We start from the raw sequence: 17,000 nt of genomic DNA on the forward strand, positions 1-17,000 counted from the left end.
ATCGAAATGGTGATAAAGCAATTGTTGAAGCTACTCCAACAAAAATAGTAATAAGAAGAGAGCCAGAATTATTATCTTGTGTAAACCATTTCCAAGAACAAGTACTTGAACAGAACAATAGACAGTCATTGATAATTCCATTAAACGAAATAATTTTAGACAAAGCTTTTGAGATAATTATTTAACTCATAGCAAAATGTTCAACAATTTTGTAAATAGTGAATCACCATTATTTTTCACTGATTATGATGATTTATTTGGAATACTCAATACGTTTTCATATTCCTTTAAGGGCTAAAGAATTTTAACAATTATTGCTTGAGGTGAAGAAATCTTAGATTATGATTTTAATGAGTGGGTTATGGGAAATGATATAAAAGAAGTGTTTTAACTGGAATTGTTTAAAATAAACAATACTATTATTGAATAGGTGCTATCTATTAATCTATTGAATATTAAATAGAATTTCAAACGGAAACTTCATGTAAATCAATCGATAATCTAGGTTTATTTATTTTGCTTTTACGAAGTAAACTATATAATAAGGGTACGAATAGGAGGTTTTACAACTTGGAAAATTTTACTTATTGGAATCCTACAAAACTTATTTTTGGTAAAGGACAACTTGAAGCTTTAAAAACAGAAATCCCAAATTACGGGAAAAGGGTATTGTTAGTATATGGTGGCGGCAGTATTAAACGAAATGGTTTATATGAACAAGTTACAAAACTATTGGATGAAATGGGTGCAGAAGTATTTGAATTATCAGGGGTGGAACCAAATCCTCGTCTTTCAACAGCAAAAAAAGGAATTGAAATCTGTAAATCAGAAAATATTGATTTTCTTTTAGCAGTTGGCGGAGGCAGTGTGATTGATTGTACAAAACTTATTGCTGCTGGAGCAAAATATGACGGAGATGCATGGGATTTAGTGGTGAAAAAAGAAGTTGCTACGGAAGCTTTACCATTTGGTACCGTCTTAACTATTGCTGCAACAGGTTCTGAAATGAACGCCGGATCAGTAATTACGAATTGGGAAACACAAGAAAAATATGGTTGGGGTAGTAGCGTAACATTCCCACAATTTTCAATTCTAGATCCAGTAAATACATTTTCACTTCCAAAAAATCAAACAATTTATGGAATAGTTGATATGATGTCACATGTCTTTGAGCATTACTTCCACCTTGAAGAAAACACGCCATTCCAAGATCGTATGTGTGAATCGTTACTAATTACGATTATGGAAACTGCTCCTAAACTTCTTGATGATCTTGAAAACTATGAATATCGCTCCATCATTATGTATAGCGGAACAATGGCTTTAAATGGAATTTTAAATATGGGTTATGCAGGAGATTGGGCTACTCATAATCTGGAACATGCCGTATCTGCTGTATACGATATTCCACATGGTGGTGGATTGGCGATTTTGTTCCCACATTGGATGGAACATAATTTAAAAATGAAACCTTTTCGTTTTAAACAGTTAGCTGAGAGAGTATTTAACGTTGATTCACAAGGTAAGAGTGACGAAGAAGTTGGCTTAGAAGGTATTCAAAAATTACGTGAGTTTTGGAATAGTATTGGTGCGCCTTCACGATTAGCTGATTATGAAATTGATGACAGCAAGTTAGAACTAATGGCTGATAAAGCGATGATTAATGGTGAATTTGGCCGATTTGCGAACCTTAATAAACAAGATGTATTAGACATTTATCGTTCTTCATTATAGAGGATAAAGTTAAATTTCATTGATGCCGTTGAGAATAAAAGTTGCTCAGCGGCTTTTTTAATAAAATCGTCTCTCTATTGCAAATTCGTTGCGTTCCATCATAAAATACTGAATAATCAATTAATAATTAAATAGAACAAAGGAAACAAGAGGTGATACGAATGAGACAAAAGGATGTATTAGATTCGGAAAAAGTAATTTTGCCTATTCCTTATGATTTGCGAAGCGTGAATAGTTATCTAATTGAAGAACCATCTGGATTGACAATCATTGATACGGGCGATTTTTCGGATGAGGCAATTAGTTTATGGAAAGAGATTATTGGTAATCGCAAAGTTTGGCGGGTAATTATTACACATTTGCATATTGATCATTTTGGTTTAGCGAGCTGGTTTAAAGATTTTTATGGGGCAGAGATATGGATGTCTGAGAGGAGTCATGAACAACTTAAGAAAAGAAAGCATTTGCTTGAAAAAGGAATTTTCTATGATGATAATCTGTCTTTTTTAAGTGATTACGGCTTTAAGCATAATACAAAATTACCTACAAACTTAAGTCCAAATGTGTCTTTTCAATTTTCACCTGATTATTTGTTTACTGAGCAGTTTTTCATAGAAGGAGATTCTTATGTATTACGACCAATTTGGACACCAGGTCATTCCTTCGATCATTATTGCTTATATGAAGAAAATACTGGGGTTCTTTTTTTAGGTGATCATTTGCTAGAAAACATAAATCCGATTGTGTTGCCAGCAACTGATTTTCAAAATCCTCTAGCATCTTATCTAACTTCATTTGATCAAATATTACAATTAGTTGTATCAGAAGCATTACCAGGACATGGTGACAATATCAAAAATCTTGTTGAACGAGTCGAACTATTGAGAAATCATTATCATAATAAGTGTAAACAAATAATTGATTCGATTCCAAAATCGGGAGCAACACCCAAAATGATCACAGCAAAAGTATATGCACATAAACCACCAGAATTAAAAAATGCATCGTTTATTCAAGTAATTACATATTTACATTACTTGGTTGATAAAGGATATTTGAAACGTCAATCAACTGATAACGGTTATGTATTTTTTAAAACGGATGTTGTCGTGCAATCTAATTTTATATAGCAGTTTATCTATCAAAAAAAGCTTCATTATTAGTAAGTTCTATTACCAATAACGAAGCTTTTTCTTATGAACTGAAGATTGAAAGCCTAATGTAATAATCATTTCTTGAAATGAGTAAACCGGAAGTTATTGGAATACTAATTTTTAGAGTACAAATTCTGTCTTACTCGAATTGAAAACAGATTCACTTTCTTGTCTCGAATGCCTCATTTTCAAAGCAGAAGTCTTCCAATTAGACACTTTCAATTCATTGTTTAAGAAATGGGGGATTATTTGTTTTCAAATTCTTCTTTATTGAACACTTCAACATCGACTAACCGTGCACCTACTTTATGAAGGGTGTTTTCAATGTCCTTAACAGTTTGACTGGTTGCGCCTTTAGTCAAGGTTACAATAACTCTTCTCAAATACCAGTCGTTATCATCGAGTGAGAATACACAATGAACTGGCCATTTTTTCTTAATAAGATTAAGTGTTTTAGAAAGAATCCCTTCTGCGTCTGGAAGTGCAATCGTTAGTGCACAGCTTCCGGTTTTGTAACCCCATGCTTCTTCAAGTAATTCGAATACTTTTGAATGGGTAAGGATTCCAGCAAACTTACCATTTTCATCTAGCACCACAAGGTAAGGAAGACTTTTGATAGTAAAAAACACATGATAAAATGAACTTTCTTCATGTATAGTTTCATCTTTATCAATAGCTAGTTCAGCTATAGGCACGTCGAGAAAATTATGTTCTTGTTGATGTTCTAATATATCCACTTTGTATGCATTACCAACGTAATATTCTCCAGCAGAATCAAGAATAGGGATACATCTATAACCAGATTCATTAAGCTTTTCTAATACTTTAGAAGAAAGATCTGATTCTTTACATGTAACTACTTCGCTCTTTTTCACATATCTTTGTTTAACAATCATATTAAACCTCCTTCTAAAAATATCCATGCATTTAATTAAATAGTTAAATATTTTATGGAAAAACAATGGGAACTCTGTGTATAAAATAAAAATGCATGATAGCTATGATATATATGTTTCAATTAAATCTTTTATTCATTGGAATCGTTTAACAATTAGTTAAAATTTCATTTCGTTTGCTCCAATAAGATGAATTCAAAAATCAACAGAGCCATAAAATCATGAGAATTTGGATGAATTATTAATAATTAAAAAAATTGTATGAATAGATAAATAGGGTGGACGAAATATTGAAGAAAAATATGCAACTAAAAAACAGAATTACAACAAAAGAAAAGGATGTGTAGTAGGAATGGTATTCCATTTTTGAAAGTCAATAATTATTGTTAAGTAAAATTGTGTTAAATGATATTATTGTGTTTGCTGTACAAAATTTTCTACTTTATGTAAAATTGTTATAGATTTACCTTTTGGGAGGATGGGATGAAATGGTGAAGGAAAATGTAAAAAAACAATTAGCTTCATTAGAATTACCTGTTATTGCCGCACCAATGTTTTTAGTATCTGGCATTGAACTTGTAGTGGAAGGATGTAAATCAGGGGTGGTTACAACTTTTCCGTTATTAAATGCTAGATCTTCGGCAGCTTTAGAGGAATGGATGCAAGCAATTACTTCGCAATTAGCAGAAGCAAAGAAAACAAATCTTAAAGTTGCCCCTTGGGGAGTCAATCTAGTAGTTCATAAGACAAATGATCGGTATAATGCGGACGTTGAATTAATCAAAAAATATCAACCTCCAATTGTCATTACATCGCTTGGTAAACCAACAGATATTGCAAAAATCGTACATGAATATGGTGGATTAGTATTTGCTGATGTGATCAGTGTTAAACACGCTAAGAAAGCAATGGAAGCTGATATAGATGGTCTCGTACTTGTATGTAATGGGGCAGGTGGCCATGGCGGTACACTGCATCCAATGGCATTCATCCATGAAGTAAAGCAATTTTTTGATGGATTAATTATTTTATCAGGAGCCATTTCCCATGGACAAGATATATTGGCTTCACAAGTAATGGGGGCAGACCTAGCATATATGGGAACTCGATTTATAGCAACAGAAGAGTCAATGGCGAGCAATGAATACAAAAATATGCTTTTAGATGCAAATGCAGGAGATATCATTTATACGGATAAGCTTAGTGGTGTGAATGCTAACTTTATCCTACAAAGTCTTCTAAAAGCAGGGTTAGATCCTAATAGTTTACAAAAGCCTGAACAACTTGAAATTGTTCATAAAGCAGAGGATGAAGCCAAAGCTTGGAAGGATATTTGGAGTGCAGGCCACGGAGTTGGAGGCATTCATGAAATATTACCAGTTGCAGAGCTTGTTGAAAAGCTAACTGAGGAGTATGAAGAAAGTATTCAAAATGTAGTAGAAAAGCAGAACAAGAAAATTAAATTATAAGTAAGAATAGAAAAAAGTAGCCTTAGGTCGAAAAATGGACTTCAGGCTACTTTTTTTATGTGCATGAGAAAGTAATCTTTAAATCATATTTTTATTATAGACCTCGATAGTCTATATAAAATAAAAAATATTGCAACTAAGAACAAAAATGAAATGAAGACCAAATAATTTACCCCATAAAATAATATTTGGGTTAATGCAAAATATTTATTGTGAATAATCAATTGTCCCTTTATTTGTTTGAATAATTATCGGTGATTTTATCGAGTTTTTAGTTGAAAATAACCATCTTCTACCTATTGGTCCTAAAAGGATAAAGGCACCTTCTTCATATTCACCCATAAAATTAAGACTTGTACTTTCTAATTCACCCCCGTGTCGGATAGGAATGCCTATACTATTTAACTGATCAGCAGTTTCTTTAATTTTTGATGTAGTTAAACTTATTTCGCTAATAGATAGAACATTATTAGTTGTAAACTCATGTACATCTGATTTTGGTGAGGTGCTCCTTGCTATAAATTCAACAATATTCCCAGCAGGATCTTCAAAATAACAAGCATTAGCTTGCGTTTTTCCATCAAAATAAATTTCATCCAAATCGTCTTCTTTTAATAATGTTAAACGTTTAGATAACCATTCTTTAGATTTTGAGAATATATTGGCATGGATATTGAAAGCAAAATGGTAATAGTAATTATTATTTTCGTAATCGTTTATAAATTCAAGTATGCTGTCTCTAATTTGAAATGCTGCACAACGTTCATTGATAAATATCAATGTAAATTGAAGTGTATCTCGATAAAACTTTACTGTTTGCTCAAAGTTAGAAATCATGAGTGTAACCTTTTCAATCTTCAACATTATCCCTCCCGAATTAATCCTTGAATTACATTATAATAAGAAGAAGGATAATATTTCCTCAGTCACAAGTATGAATTGATCTCAATCATTCATGGAAAAAAGATAATATAAGCATTGTATTTACTTTAAGTATGAAAGTTAAAGTCTTTGGAAATTACTTTAAATGAATGGTTTGAGTAGCATTTTAGAAAAATGGAATATGTCAGATTCTGCATACGATGATCGATAACTTTTGAGGAGAACGTACATAAAATGAAAAGTTTTAATAATCATTTATTTATAACATGGATTATTATTATCATCTTTTTTCTAGTGGTGATAATAAGTTTAACTTTGCTCTTTAAACCCCATGTAGAAGAGAGTAAGTATATATATTTAGGGAAGAATGCACCAATCCCTACAACACTAGATCCAATTGTAAACGAAAAGAAGGATACATTAATCAAACTGGCAGAAAAACAAAAAATTGATGTTGTGATTACAGAAGGGTTAAGATCTTTTGCAAAACAGGACGAGTTATATCAACAAGGAAGAACTACAAAGGGAAACATTGTCACAAATACAAGAGCTGGTGAGTCCTATCATAATTATGGATTAGCATTTGATTATGCATTGTTAAATGCTAGTGGGAAGATTATTTGGGATACTACTTATGATGGGAATGGTAATGGAAGATCTGACTGGTTTGAAGTTGCTGATATTGGAAAACAACTTGGATTTGATTGGGGTGGAGATTGGATAGGATTTAAAGACTATCCACATTTAGAAATGAAGTTTGGGTTAAGTATTGATATGCTTAAAAATGGATACCGCTTAAATGATGAAGAGATTAGGAAGGAATTATAACAACATTGAATTCATAAAATTAGAAAGAACCTAAATTCAATTAGTTTTTATGTATTAGAACATTCATCACATTTTCAAAACGAATCGATAAATCACATCAAAAAGCTGCCGATAAGCAAAAATAATGCTTACAGACAGCTTGTACATAGTTAGTCTAACTCTAAATGTTTTCGTAATTCATTGGAAATATCCTTCAACTCGTTTTCATCCATTTTGTAATACCAAATCCCATTAATAATCTCGCCGCCACCTTTTTCAAATCGTAATTGATCGATGTTCGTAATGGAATCTTGGTAATTTTGCAGTAGCTTCACCATTTCAGAAAATGTTAAGTTAGTTTGGACATTCTTTCCTAGAGAATTAAATATATCTTTATAATTAAACAGACTATCAACAGATACAGCTTCTTTAATGATTCCAGAGATTAATTGTTGTTGTCGTTGCTGGCGACCAAAATCACCTTCAGGATCATCATGTCGATTACGAACGTAAGCTAGAGCACCTTTACCATCTAATTTATTTTCGCCCTCTTTAAAATGGTAACCATTTTGATCAAAAGCACGAGGACTATTGACGGTAATTCCACCTACAGCGTCAATCATATCCGAAAATCCATCCATATTGATTTCTCCAACATAATCAATCGGAATATTTAATAGATGTTCAACTGAATCCATTGACATCTTAATTCCACCAAAAGCATAAGCATGGTTCAATTTATCAGTTGTATTATGTCCTACAATTTCAGTGTAAGTATCTCGCGGAATACTAAGCATCTTAGTATTTTTTGTATTTGGATTAACTGTTAAAACAATAATAGTATCTGAACGTCCAGTTTCTCCTTCACGTCCATCAACTCCTAATAATAAAATTGAAAAAGGATCCCTTTGGTCAAAATTGACTTTCTTTACACGTTGTTTTGATTGATCACGACCTAAGTTAACGTGTGATTGGTTCAAATTGGTAGTAAAGCTATGATACATACTAAATGCAACACCGCTCAAACCAAGAATTAATATAGTTACAATACCTACGATCCATTTCCAAACTTTTCTCTTTTTCTTCATTTGATATCTTCTTCGTCTTTCTTCAGTCATGTTGCGCCTCCGTGTGCTAATTGTAAAATGAAACAGTTTTATTCTTCATTAAACGCACCATATAAATCTAAAAAATAGAAAATAGGGGCTTCTTTTAAAATAGACTACTTTTCTAAAAAAAAAAGAGTTTATTAACGAATTTAATAATAATTTACAAATAGTTAATAAAAGTGAATCAATGGCTTAACAATATATGTAAATGACTATGCTACAATAAACCCGTAACAAAGATGCTGGAATATAAAATTTCCAAATAATTCGAATCTTTATAACTGTAAGTATTATAGGAGGTTGCTCTAATTGTCTAATTCCAAAATATTGATCATAACGCAAAATTTTTATCCTGAGATAGGTAGCCATGCGAATCGAATGAGCAATCTTTTTCAGCTATTACAGGAAGATGGTTATGACGTATCAGTTTTAACAACTGAGCCTTCTTATCCGAATAAGCATCTTTATGATGATAAAAAATTTTGGAATGATAATACATTAGATGATGCGAGTGAAATCCATAGAATTAAGGTGAAAGATAGAAAATATGCGTTAAACATGCTAAATAGGCTAATACACTATTTGGAAATATCCATTAAAATGTTATTTTTTGTTCTATTTAGTAAAAACAAATATGATGTCGTCCTAGTAACAACGCCTGCTATTTTTATAGCATTTGTTGGTGTCATAGCAAAGTTTAGGTATCGAGCAAAATTCATTTTAGATGTCAGGGATCTTTGGCCTGAATCGTTGAAAGGAGTAGGGGTCTTTAATAAGAAGATGATTATTAACTTCTTCTCATTATTAGAAATTTACTTATATAAGAAAGCGAATCACATCATCATAAATAGCGTTGGATTCAAGGATTATATCTTGAAAAAGGCAAAGATTAACCCAAATAAAATCACGTATATTCCGAATGCTGCTAGATTATATGAATTACAGCCAACCTACAGATTTCATAAAAAATTTAGAGTCATATACACGGGGAATATCGGTCTTGCTCAGGATGTCGAATTTCTAAAAAGCTTAGTGAGGAAACTAGATAAAAACCATATTTTGATTACGATTGTAGGCTATGGTCAAAAGAAAAACGAGCTTCAAAGATTTATTAAAGAAAATAAATTGAATAATGCGACATTTGTAAATCCTACAACAAGAGAAGAATGCTTAAAGTTAAACTCTGAGCATGATGTAGGTGTTCTATCCTTAAATAACAGTGATGTTTTTGATACGGTATTACCTGGAAAATTAATTGATTATATGACATCTGGGCTCCCAGTTGTAGCGGCTGTTTCGGGGTATTCTAAAGAAATCATTCTTAAATATAAAACGGGTTTTGTTTCTGAAAAACGTGATGCATACGAAATTGTAAAATTTATATTGTTATTAAAAAGTAGCCCTGATTTACGAGAAAAAACAGCAAATAATGCAATTGATTTAATCAAGGATCATTTTATTTGGGAAAAGAATATAAAAAAATTAACTTCATTACTAAAAGCAGAAGATCTTATAGCTGAACCTGTGCCATTACTAAATCAAATAGATAAGGATATCAGATTATGAAAAAAAACGTATGTATGTTTGTTTGGAACCATTTTACAAATGATGCTAGAGTACTTCGAGAATGCACAACTTTGTCTGAAAAGGGATATAAAGTAGACCTTATTTGCATCCATGATCCAAATGATAAGAATATGAAATACGTTGAAAAAAGAAATGAAAATTTCAATGTGTATAGAGTTAGAAGATATCCTCTAGTAGTTTCTACTCTTCAATATTGCATGAAGAATAAGCTGGCTGGCGGTGCAGCATTGGTACTTTGGTTATTTTTAGCATACTTCTTTCCATTAATTATTCTCCCATTAACACTATTAGGGGGACTGGTATTAAAGACAAAATTAAAAACGGGTTTCTTAAGAGGCTCAATTATTTTACGAATGATTTTAAGAGGTAGAATGAAAAAATACGATATTTATCATTCAAATGATTTAAATACACTGCCACAAGGATATATATGTGCAAAATGGCGTTTAATGAGAAAGCCACTTATTTACGATTCTCATGAAGTCCAAACAAGCCGAACAGGTTATGATAGCTCTATTTATGGAAAAATGGAGCAATTCTTCATCAAAAGAATGGACTCGATGATAGTGGAAAATCATACAAGAGCTAAATACAACGAAGTGCTATATGGATTTTATCCAAATGTAGTTCATAATTACCCGTTTATCGAGAAGGAAGTGAAGACTGATGAAGTTGATCTTCATGAAATCCTTCAACTACCTTCAGATGAAAAAATCCTTCTTTATCAAGGAGGAATACAAGCGGGAAGAGGATTGGAAAAATTAATAAAGGCAGTGCCTAAATTTAATGAAGGAACGCTTGTATTCATTGGCGATGGTCGAATTAAACCAGAATTGGTGAATATGGTTAACAAAATGAATCTTCATGAGAAAGTGAAATTTCTTCCGAAGGTACCACTTAGCGAATTACCTAAATATACAAAAAATGCATATTTAGGATTTCAAGTTTTAAATAACACAAACTATAATCATTACTCCGCTTCATCAAATAAATTATTTGAGTACATGATGGCAGGTGTACCAGTCGTTGCTTGTGATTTCCCTGAAATTAAAAGAGTTGTTGAAGGGGAAGAAACAGGAATCTGTATCGATTCACATAAGCCTGATCAAATTGCAGAGGCAGTTAACAAATTATTGGGTAATAACGTATTAAGAAATCGTTTAAGCGAAAACAGCATAAAAGCTAGTGAATTATTCAATTGGGAAAAAGAAAAAGAATTATTCATCAATGTCTATGCGAAAGTATCTTAATACCATCTAATTTACTACTGGGAGTGCTAATTTTGGAACTGAAAACGGAAGATTTATCGAAAGAATTGGAATCTCTTAAAGAATCTTTAATTAACGAAAAAAGATCAAAAATAGTCATTCAAGAAGAATTACTGAGAATGTATAACCAGGAAGAAAATCTATTAAATTCTTACCAAAAATTACAATCGCAATTTCATGCAATCAGTAATTCAAAGCTTGGAAAACTAACTTATGTATATTGGAGATTCTTAAAAAGAATTAAGCGAGGCAAAAAGAATGCAAATTACTAACATTGAAGAGCAGCTTAAAGAGATCCAATCAAAAAGACTAAATCTAGAAACTGAAATCAAAAAAGAAAAATATAAAATTGATTATCTAAAGGAATATGGAGAGTTACCAACTATCATACCCGAAGAATCGTTGCTCCTATATGAAATCAAATCAGAACCATCAAATATGTCGAAAGTAGAATATCTAAGTTACCGTGAAGAAGTAGCAGATTTACAATATTTCGATCGTATTAAACCTTTCCTTGATGAAATTCCTAATAGTAATGGTAGCAGATATTTTCAAAAAAATACGCTACGTATAGGGATTATTGCAGATGAATTTTTATATCAATCCTACAAGGATGTTGCGAATTTCATTCCTATTACAATTCAAAATTATCAAGATTATAAGGATCAATTAGATCTATTGTTAGTTGTAACTGCATGGAAAGGATTAGATGGTAGCTGGGTTGGAATGGCAAATCCTTCGTCAGCAAAACGAACAGTATTATACAAAATACTAAATTTCTACAAAAAGAATCAAGTGAAAACAGTTTTTTATTCCAAAGAAGATCCAGTTAATTATGAAAAATTTATCGGCATTGCAAAGAAATGTGACTATGTATTTACAACAGCAAAAGAAAAGATAAAAGACTATAAAAAAGCATGTAAAAACGATAAAGTTTTTGTCTTAGAATTTGGTATTAATCCTCTGTACCATAATCCAATCGGTATGAGAAATACCAAAAAAAGCAATGGTGTATTCTTTGCAGGGTCTTGGCTAAACAAATACCCTGATAGACAAAAAGAAACAGTTGAGATTTTCGAGGGTGTTAATAGTACAAATCGTAATTTAAAAATCATCGATCGTAATTTCCATTTGGATAAAGTAAATTACTTCTTTCCACAGGAGTACCTAGAATATGTATCGCCAGCAATAGAGCATGAGTATCTTCAAAAGGTCCATAAATTATATGATTGGGCGATCAATCTAAACTCTGTGAAATACAGTGAAACTATGTTTGCCAATCGAATTTATGAGCTACAAGCAATTGGGAACATCATTATCTCAAATTACAGTGTCGGTGTGAATAATAAGTTCCCAAATGTCTTTATAGTGAATGATCGCAAAGAAGTCCAAGATATTCTGAATGGATTTACGGACGATGAAGTATATAAACACCAAGTATTAGGTATTCGAAATGCTATGTCATCACATACAACATTTCAAAGATTTGATGATTTGTTAGAAAAAATTGGATTGGGCTCACAACATCTAGTAAAAAAAGTATTAGTAGTGGCAGATACGATAAATGAAGATGTGATTAGAGATTTTGAAAATCAAACTTATAGAGATAAAGATATTATTTCTGAAGCTGATTTCAACGAACATATAAAATCACAATATGATATCATCGCCTTTTTCAATTCAAATTATCACTATCAGGAATACTATTTAGAAGATATGATTAATGGTTTTAAATATACAGATTCGGATTATATTACAAAAAATGGATATTTCAACGGCGACGAACTAATTAAAGGGACCGAACATAATTATATCAATGAAATCAAAGATAAATATAAAACCATTTTTTGGGCTAACGCATTTCTAGCTGATGAGTTATTACAAATTCAGCCAAATTATATAAGAAGATACGGGTATTGTATCGATCATTTTGAACTGAATACAAAAAGAGAAGTAGAAGTTGAGATATCAAATTCGGATTATGAGTTATCTGTTATTGTACCTGTTTACAATAATGGAAGATATCTATTAAACAAGTGTTTTAATAGCTTAAAAAGAAGCAGTATTTTTGAAAAAATGCAAATTATTATGGTAGATGATGGTTCTACAGATAAAGAAACGTTAATCACGATTAATAGGATTGCAAGAGAGCACTCCAATATAGTGACCTATTTCTTCCCAGAAGGTGGAAGTGGTAGTGCATCAAGAGCGAGAAACAGGGGAGTAGAACTTGCTAACTGTGAATATGTAACTTATTTAGACCCTGATAATGAAGCAGTCAATGATGGTTATGCTCAATTATTAAATCTCTTAAATAGCAATAGAGAATTAGATTTTGCCATAGGTAACATGATTAAATTTGATAACACCAAAATTAGCTATTTCAAATATTATCAAACAGTAATTGAGGCAATTCAAAGTCAGATCATCAATAACCCTAAGCAATTATTAATCAATACCAATTTGAGAGCACAAAGTATCCAGGCTCTAGTTGTAAAAAGAAAAATCATTACAGAAAATCAATTGAAAATGGTTGAAAATGCAGGGGGGCAAGATACTTTATTTTTCCAAGAGTTGTTGCTGCATTCTACAAAAGGTGCTGTCATTGATCTGGATATACACATCTATTATGCGGCAGTGACAGGATCTGTTACAAATACTGTAACGAAAAAATTCTTCGATAAGTATTACACTTTGGAAAAAGAGAGACTTCCATTTTTGATAAATAATGATTTGCTTACATTGTATATGGAAAAGCGATTCAACTTCTATTTCCGAAATTGGTATTTAATCCGAATTAAACGAATTACTGATGATGATCAGAAAGAGGCAATCGATACACTTTACAAAATATATTCCTTATATAAGGAATATATCAAGGAAAATACAGTAGAGATTGATAAATTCGAAACTTTATACAAAAAAGGAAAGTACCAAAAGATTGCAAAATACTTCTCCAAAATCTGATATTTGAAATTCAAATATCAGATTGAAGGGAGGTGATGTAACTTTTCATAAGAACGCAATGATTTTAATATTAATTCTTTTACTCATACAGTTTCAAGGTTAACTTGAATCAAATAAATTGATCGAAAACCTTTTAAAAATGACTAACTTGTATATTGGAGGATATAATGATGAAATTATGTACGATTGGCTTAGGATATATTGGATTACCTACATCAATTATGTTTGCAAAACACAATGTGAATGTTGTCGGTGTGGACGTTAAGAAAGAAGTAGTAGATTCATTGAATGGTGGGAGAATCCATTTAGAAGAGCCAGGATTACAAGAAGCTTTAGAAGAAGTGATCTCTATGGGAACATTTAAAGCTGCATATGCACCTGAAAAGGCTGATACATTCATTATTTCTGTACCAACCCCGAACCTTAACGATCAATATAAATCTTGTGATTTAACATATGTATTAAGTGCGGTAAAATCAGTTTTACCATATATTGAGAGCGGAAATACAATCATTGTTGAATCAACTATTGCTCCTCGTAGCATGGATGATTACGTAAGACCATTAGTTGAAGAGGAAGGTTTTGTAGTTGGTAAAGACGTTTTCTTAGTTCACTGTCCAGAAAGAGTTTTACCGGGACAAATTCTTCAAGAATTAGTATTTAACAATCGTATTGTTGGAGGAGTTACATCAGCATGTACAGAAGCTGGCGTAAATGTATACAGTACATTTGTTCAAGGTGAAATTATTAGAACAGATGCGAAGACTGCTGAAATGTCTAAGCTTATGGAAAATACATTTAGAGATGTCAATATTGCTCTTGCCAATGAACTTGCAAAGGTTTGTAATGAGTTAGAAATTAATGCACTTGATGTGATTAAAATGGCCAATAAACATCCTCGAGTAAACTTACACACGCCAGGGCCTGGTGTAGGAGGTCATTGCTTAGCAGTAGATCCATATTTCATCGTTGCTAAAGCTCCAGAAACTGCACAATTAATCAACTTATCTCGTACTATAAATACTTCAATGCCTCATTTTGTAGTAGAGAATGTCAATACATTAATGCAAAACGTAAATGGTAAAGTCTTAACCGTTTTTGGTCTAACATATAAAGGTAATGTGGATGATATTCGTGAAAGTCCAGCTTTAGAAATATTTGATATGTTAAAAGCTCAAGGAAATTATGAAGTTCGTGCATATGACCCTCATGTTAAATTAGATTGGGTAATGCAAGATTTAGAACAAGCAGTCAATAATTCAGATTTAGTCGTTATATTATCAGATCACGATGAATTTAAACAATTTGGAGATTTTGATTTTATGAAAATGTCTAACAAAAGAATTTTTGATACAAAAAATGTAGTTCGAGCTCTTAATAATGATGTAGACTATATGAATTATGGAAATCTTTATAAATTTACTAAAAAGGAAGCTACTCTTGTATGAACTTCGCAGGGCAAGTTTTGAAAGAACAATTTCTTCATTTAAACTTGATATTCCGTTTAAGTTTATATGAAGAAAAAGGGAAATATACAATGCACTATTTAGGTGCATTGTGGCAAATATTAAACCCATTCATTCAAATCGGTGTATATTGGCTAATTTTCGGACTTGGAATTAGAAAAGGTTCTCCAGTTGATGGAACCCCGTTTTTTCTATGGTTAATCATTGGACTTGTACCATGGTTATTTATAAGTCGAACCATTACACAAGCATCTAATAGTATTTTTGCGAAAGTAAATTTAGTATCTAAAATGAACTTTCCAGTTAGTGTTTTACCAACAATTAAGATTGTAGGGAATTCAATATCTTTATTTCCAATGATCATTTTTACAATTGGAATTGCTTCATTATATGGTATCTTCTCAGGGGCATATTTACTTCAGCTAATCTATTATTTAATTTGCTTATTTTTCTTTCTTTTTGCAATAACATTGTTGTTATCGACACTTACAACAATCATACGAGATGTACAAATAATGGTGCAATCAATTGTGCGCTTGCTAATGTATTTCTTACCTATTGTGTGGAACGTTCATAATTTCCCTGATTTCTTTGTCAATATTTTGAAGTTAAATCCACTATTTTATATAATTGAAGGCTTTAGATATTCTATATTAGGTGGACAATGGTTTTTTGAAGACCTATCTTATATGATTTATTTCTGGAGTCTTAGTTTTCTAATTTTAATAATAGGCTCTTATTTACACATCAAATTCCGTAACAAATTTGTTGACTATCTATAATCGGAGGAAGAAGAATGAATCCGAAAATTCGATGCACAGATGTATCAAAAAGTTTCAGATTATATAGTAAACAATCTGATAAATTAGTAGATATTATTTCTTTAAAAAAAGATCGAGATCAGTTTAATGCGTTAAGAAATATCAGTTTTGAAATTGAAGCTGGAGAAGCAATTGGAATCATTGGATTGAACGGTTCTGGTAAATCTACGCTTTCCAATTTACTTGCCCAAGTTATTCCTCCAAGTCAAGGATCAATTGAAATTAATGGTGAAACATCATTAATAGCAATTTCAGTTGGGTTAAATGCTTCATTAACAGGTTTAGAAAATATTAAGATGAAATGTTTAATGCACGGTTTAAGCAACGCTGAAATCAATGAATTAACTTCAGATATTATTGAATTTGCAGACATAGGAAATTTCATTAACCAACCTGTCAAAAATTATTCAAGTGGTATGAAATCTCGTTTAGGGTTTGCCATTTCAATTCATACAAATCCAGATATATTAATAGTTGATGAAGCATTGTCCGTAGGAGACCAAACATTTTATCAAAAATGTCTTAATAAGATTAATGAATTTAAAAGCCAAGGAAAAACGATTATTTTTGTCAGTCATTCCTTATCACAAATCGAAGCATTTTGTGATCGTGTGATGTGGGTTCATTTTGGTCAAATTAAGATGTTTGACGATACGAAAAAAGTAATTGTCGAATATAAAAAGTTTATCAAATGGTTTAATGCATTAAGTGAAGAAGATAAGAAAACGAATCGGAATCAATCGTTGGGTGAACAGTACAAAGAGGAATCAAGTAATTCAATTAGCGAAAACAATCAAAAAAGCGGTTTGAATTTTTCGTTCATTACACAAACGGTTGTAA

14 protein-coding genes and 1 pseudogene are annotated in these 17,000 nt (G+C 31.5%); 12 read left to right on the forward strand and 3 right to left on the reverse strand.

The features are described 5' to 3' along the window. The first annotated feature begins 44 nt into the window (after nucleotides 1-44). The 3 genes from ABE048_RS04265 to ABE048_RS04275 all read left to right on the forward strand — a co-directional run bounded on the left by ABE048_RS04265 (nucleotide 45) and on the right by ABE048_RS04275 (nucleotide 2,864). The gene (locus tag ABE048_RS04265; protein WP_430309572.1) at nucleotides 45-185 is read left to right on the forward strand and encodes a hypothetical protein; all 141 of its coding nucleotides are present in this window, start codon (nucleotides 45-47) and stop codon (nucleotides 183-185) included. Nucleotides 186-570: 385 nt separating this feature from the next. Further along, nucleotides 571-1,734 (forward strand): iron-containing alcohol dehydrogenase, encoded by a 1,164-nt coding sequence (locus tag ABE048_RS04270; RefSeq protein WP_430309370.1) that lies wholly within the window; start codon nucleotides 571-573, stop codon nucleotides 1,732-1,734. A 161-nt stretch (nucleotides 1,735-1,895) separates the two neighbouring features. Next, nucleotides 1,896-2,864 (forward strand): MBL fold metallo-hydrolase, encoded by a 969-nt coding sequence (locus ABE048_RS04275; protein WP_430309372.1) that lies wholly within the window; start codon nucleotides 1,896-1,898, stop codon nucleotides 2,862-2,864. Between the two features lie 269 nt (nucleotides 2,865-3,133). Here ABE048_RS04275 and cbpA read toward each other — a convergent pair whose 3' ends face one another. Further along, nucleotides 3,134-3,784, reverse strand: coding sequence for a cyclic di-AMP binding protein CbpA (gene cbpA / locus ABE048_RS04280; protein ID WP_430309374.1), 651 nt, complete (start codon nucleotides 3,782-3,784; stop codon nucleotides 3,134-3,136). A gap of 488 nt (nucleotides 3,785-4,272) precedes the next feature. Here cbpA and ABE048_RS04285 point away from each other — a divergent pair, with 488 nt between their 5' ends. Beyond that, complete coding sequence (locus ABE048_RS04285; protein WP_430309376.1) at nucleotides 4,273-5,253, forward strand: NAD(P)H-dependent flavin oxidoreductase; 981 nt, start codon at nucleotides 4,273-4,275, stop codon at nucleotides 5,251-5,253. 207 nt (nucleotides 5,254-5,460) lie between these two features. On the opposite strand, the gene ABE048_RS04290 is transcribed toward ABE048_RS04285, so the two are convergent. Then, nucleotides 5,461-6,114 (reverse strand): VOC family protein, encoded by a 654-nt coding sequence (locus ABE048_RS04290; RefSeq protein ID WP_430309378.1) that lies wholly within the window; start codon nucleotides 6,112-6,114, stop codon nucleotides 5,461-5,463. A gap of 255 nt (nucleotides 6,115-6,369) precedes the next feature. Between ABE048_RS04290 and ABE048_RS04295 the strand changes: the two genes are divergently transcribed. Continuing rightward, a complete protein-coding gene (locus ABE048_RS04295; RefSeq protein ID WP_430309380.1) occupies nucleotides 6,370-6,963 on the forward strand; it encodes a M15 family metallopeptidase in 594 nt (197 codons plus the stop codon). A gap of 149 nt (nucleotides 6,964-7,112) precedes the next feature. On the opposite strand, the gene ABE048_RS04300 is transcribed toward ABE048_RS04295, so the two are convergent. Further along, nucleotides 7,113-8,060 carry an LCP family protein gene (locus tag ABE048_RS04300; protein WP_430309382.1) on the reverse strand — a complete coding sequence of 316 codons (948 nt, stop codon included), beginning with the start codon at nucleotides 8,058-8,060 and terminating at the stop codon, nucleotides 7,113-7,115. Between the two features lie 300 nt (nucleotides 8,061-8,360). Here ABE048_RS04300 and ABE048_RS04305 point away from each other — a divergent pair, with 300 nt between their 5' ends. The 7 genes and pseudogenes from ABE048_RS04305 to ABE048_RS04335 form a co-directional block, all read left to right on the forward strand. Further along, nucleotides 8,361-9,617 carry a glycosyltransferase family 4 protein gene (locus ABE048_RS04305; protein WP_430309383.1) on the forward strand — a complete coding sequence of 419 codons (1,257 nt, stop codon included), beginning with the start codon at nucleotides 8,361-8,363 and terminating at the stop codon, nucleotides 9,615-9,617. After that, nucleotides 9,611-10,888 (forward strand): glycosyltransferase, encoded by a 1,278-nt coding sequence (locus tag ABE048_RS04310; protein ID WP_430309574.1) that lies wholly within the window; start codon nucleotides 9,611-9,613, stop codon nucleotides 10,886-10,888. Before ABE048_RS04305 ends, ABE048_RS04310 begins: the two co-directional genes overlap by 7 nt. Before the next feature lie 32 nt (nucleotides 10,889-10,920). Next, a complete protein-coding gene (locus ABE048_RS04315) occupies nucleotides 10,921-11,178 on the forward strand; it encodes a hypothetical protein (RefSeq protein ID WP_430309385.1) in 258 nt (85 codons plus the stop codon). After that, nucleotides 11,165-13,873, forward strand: a complete 2,709-nt coding sequence (locus ABE048_RS04320; protein ID WP_430309387.1) for a glycosyltransferase — start codon at nucleotides 11,165-11,167, stop codon at nucleotides 13,871-13,873. Before ABE048_RS04315 ends, ABE048_RS04320 begins: the two co-directional genes overlap by 14 nt. Before the next feature lie 170 nt (nucleotides 13,874-14,043). After that, the gene (locus ABE048_RS04325) at nucleotides 14,044-15,321 is read left to right on the forward strand and encodes a nucleotide sugar dehydrogenase (protein ID WP_430309389.1); all 1,278 of its coding nucleotides are present in this window, start codon (nucleotides 14,044-14,046) and stop codon (nucleotides 15,319-15,321) included. Beyond that, entirely contained in the window at nucleotides 15,318-16,121 is an 804-nt protein-coding gene (locus tag ABE048_RS04330; protein WP_430309390.1) for an ABC transporter permease, read from the forward strand. The genes ABE048_RS04325 and ABE048_RS04330 overlap by 4 nt, the downstream gene beginning before the upstream one ends. A 14-nt stretch (nucleotides 16,122-16,135) precedes the next feature. After that, nucleotides 16,136-16,900: pseudogene (locus ABE048_RS04335) on the forward strand (ABC transporter ATP-binding protein); the annotation flags it as partial. Nucleotides 16,901-17,000: the final 100 nt, after the last annotated feature.

This window comes from Rummeliibacillus pycnus (assembly GCF_050459865.1).
GTDB lineage: Bacteria > Bacillota > Bacilli > Bacillales_A > Planococcaceae > Rummeliibacillus > Rummeliibacillus pycnus_B.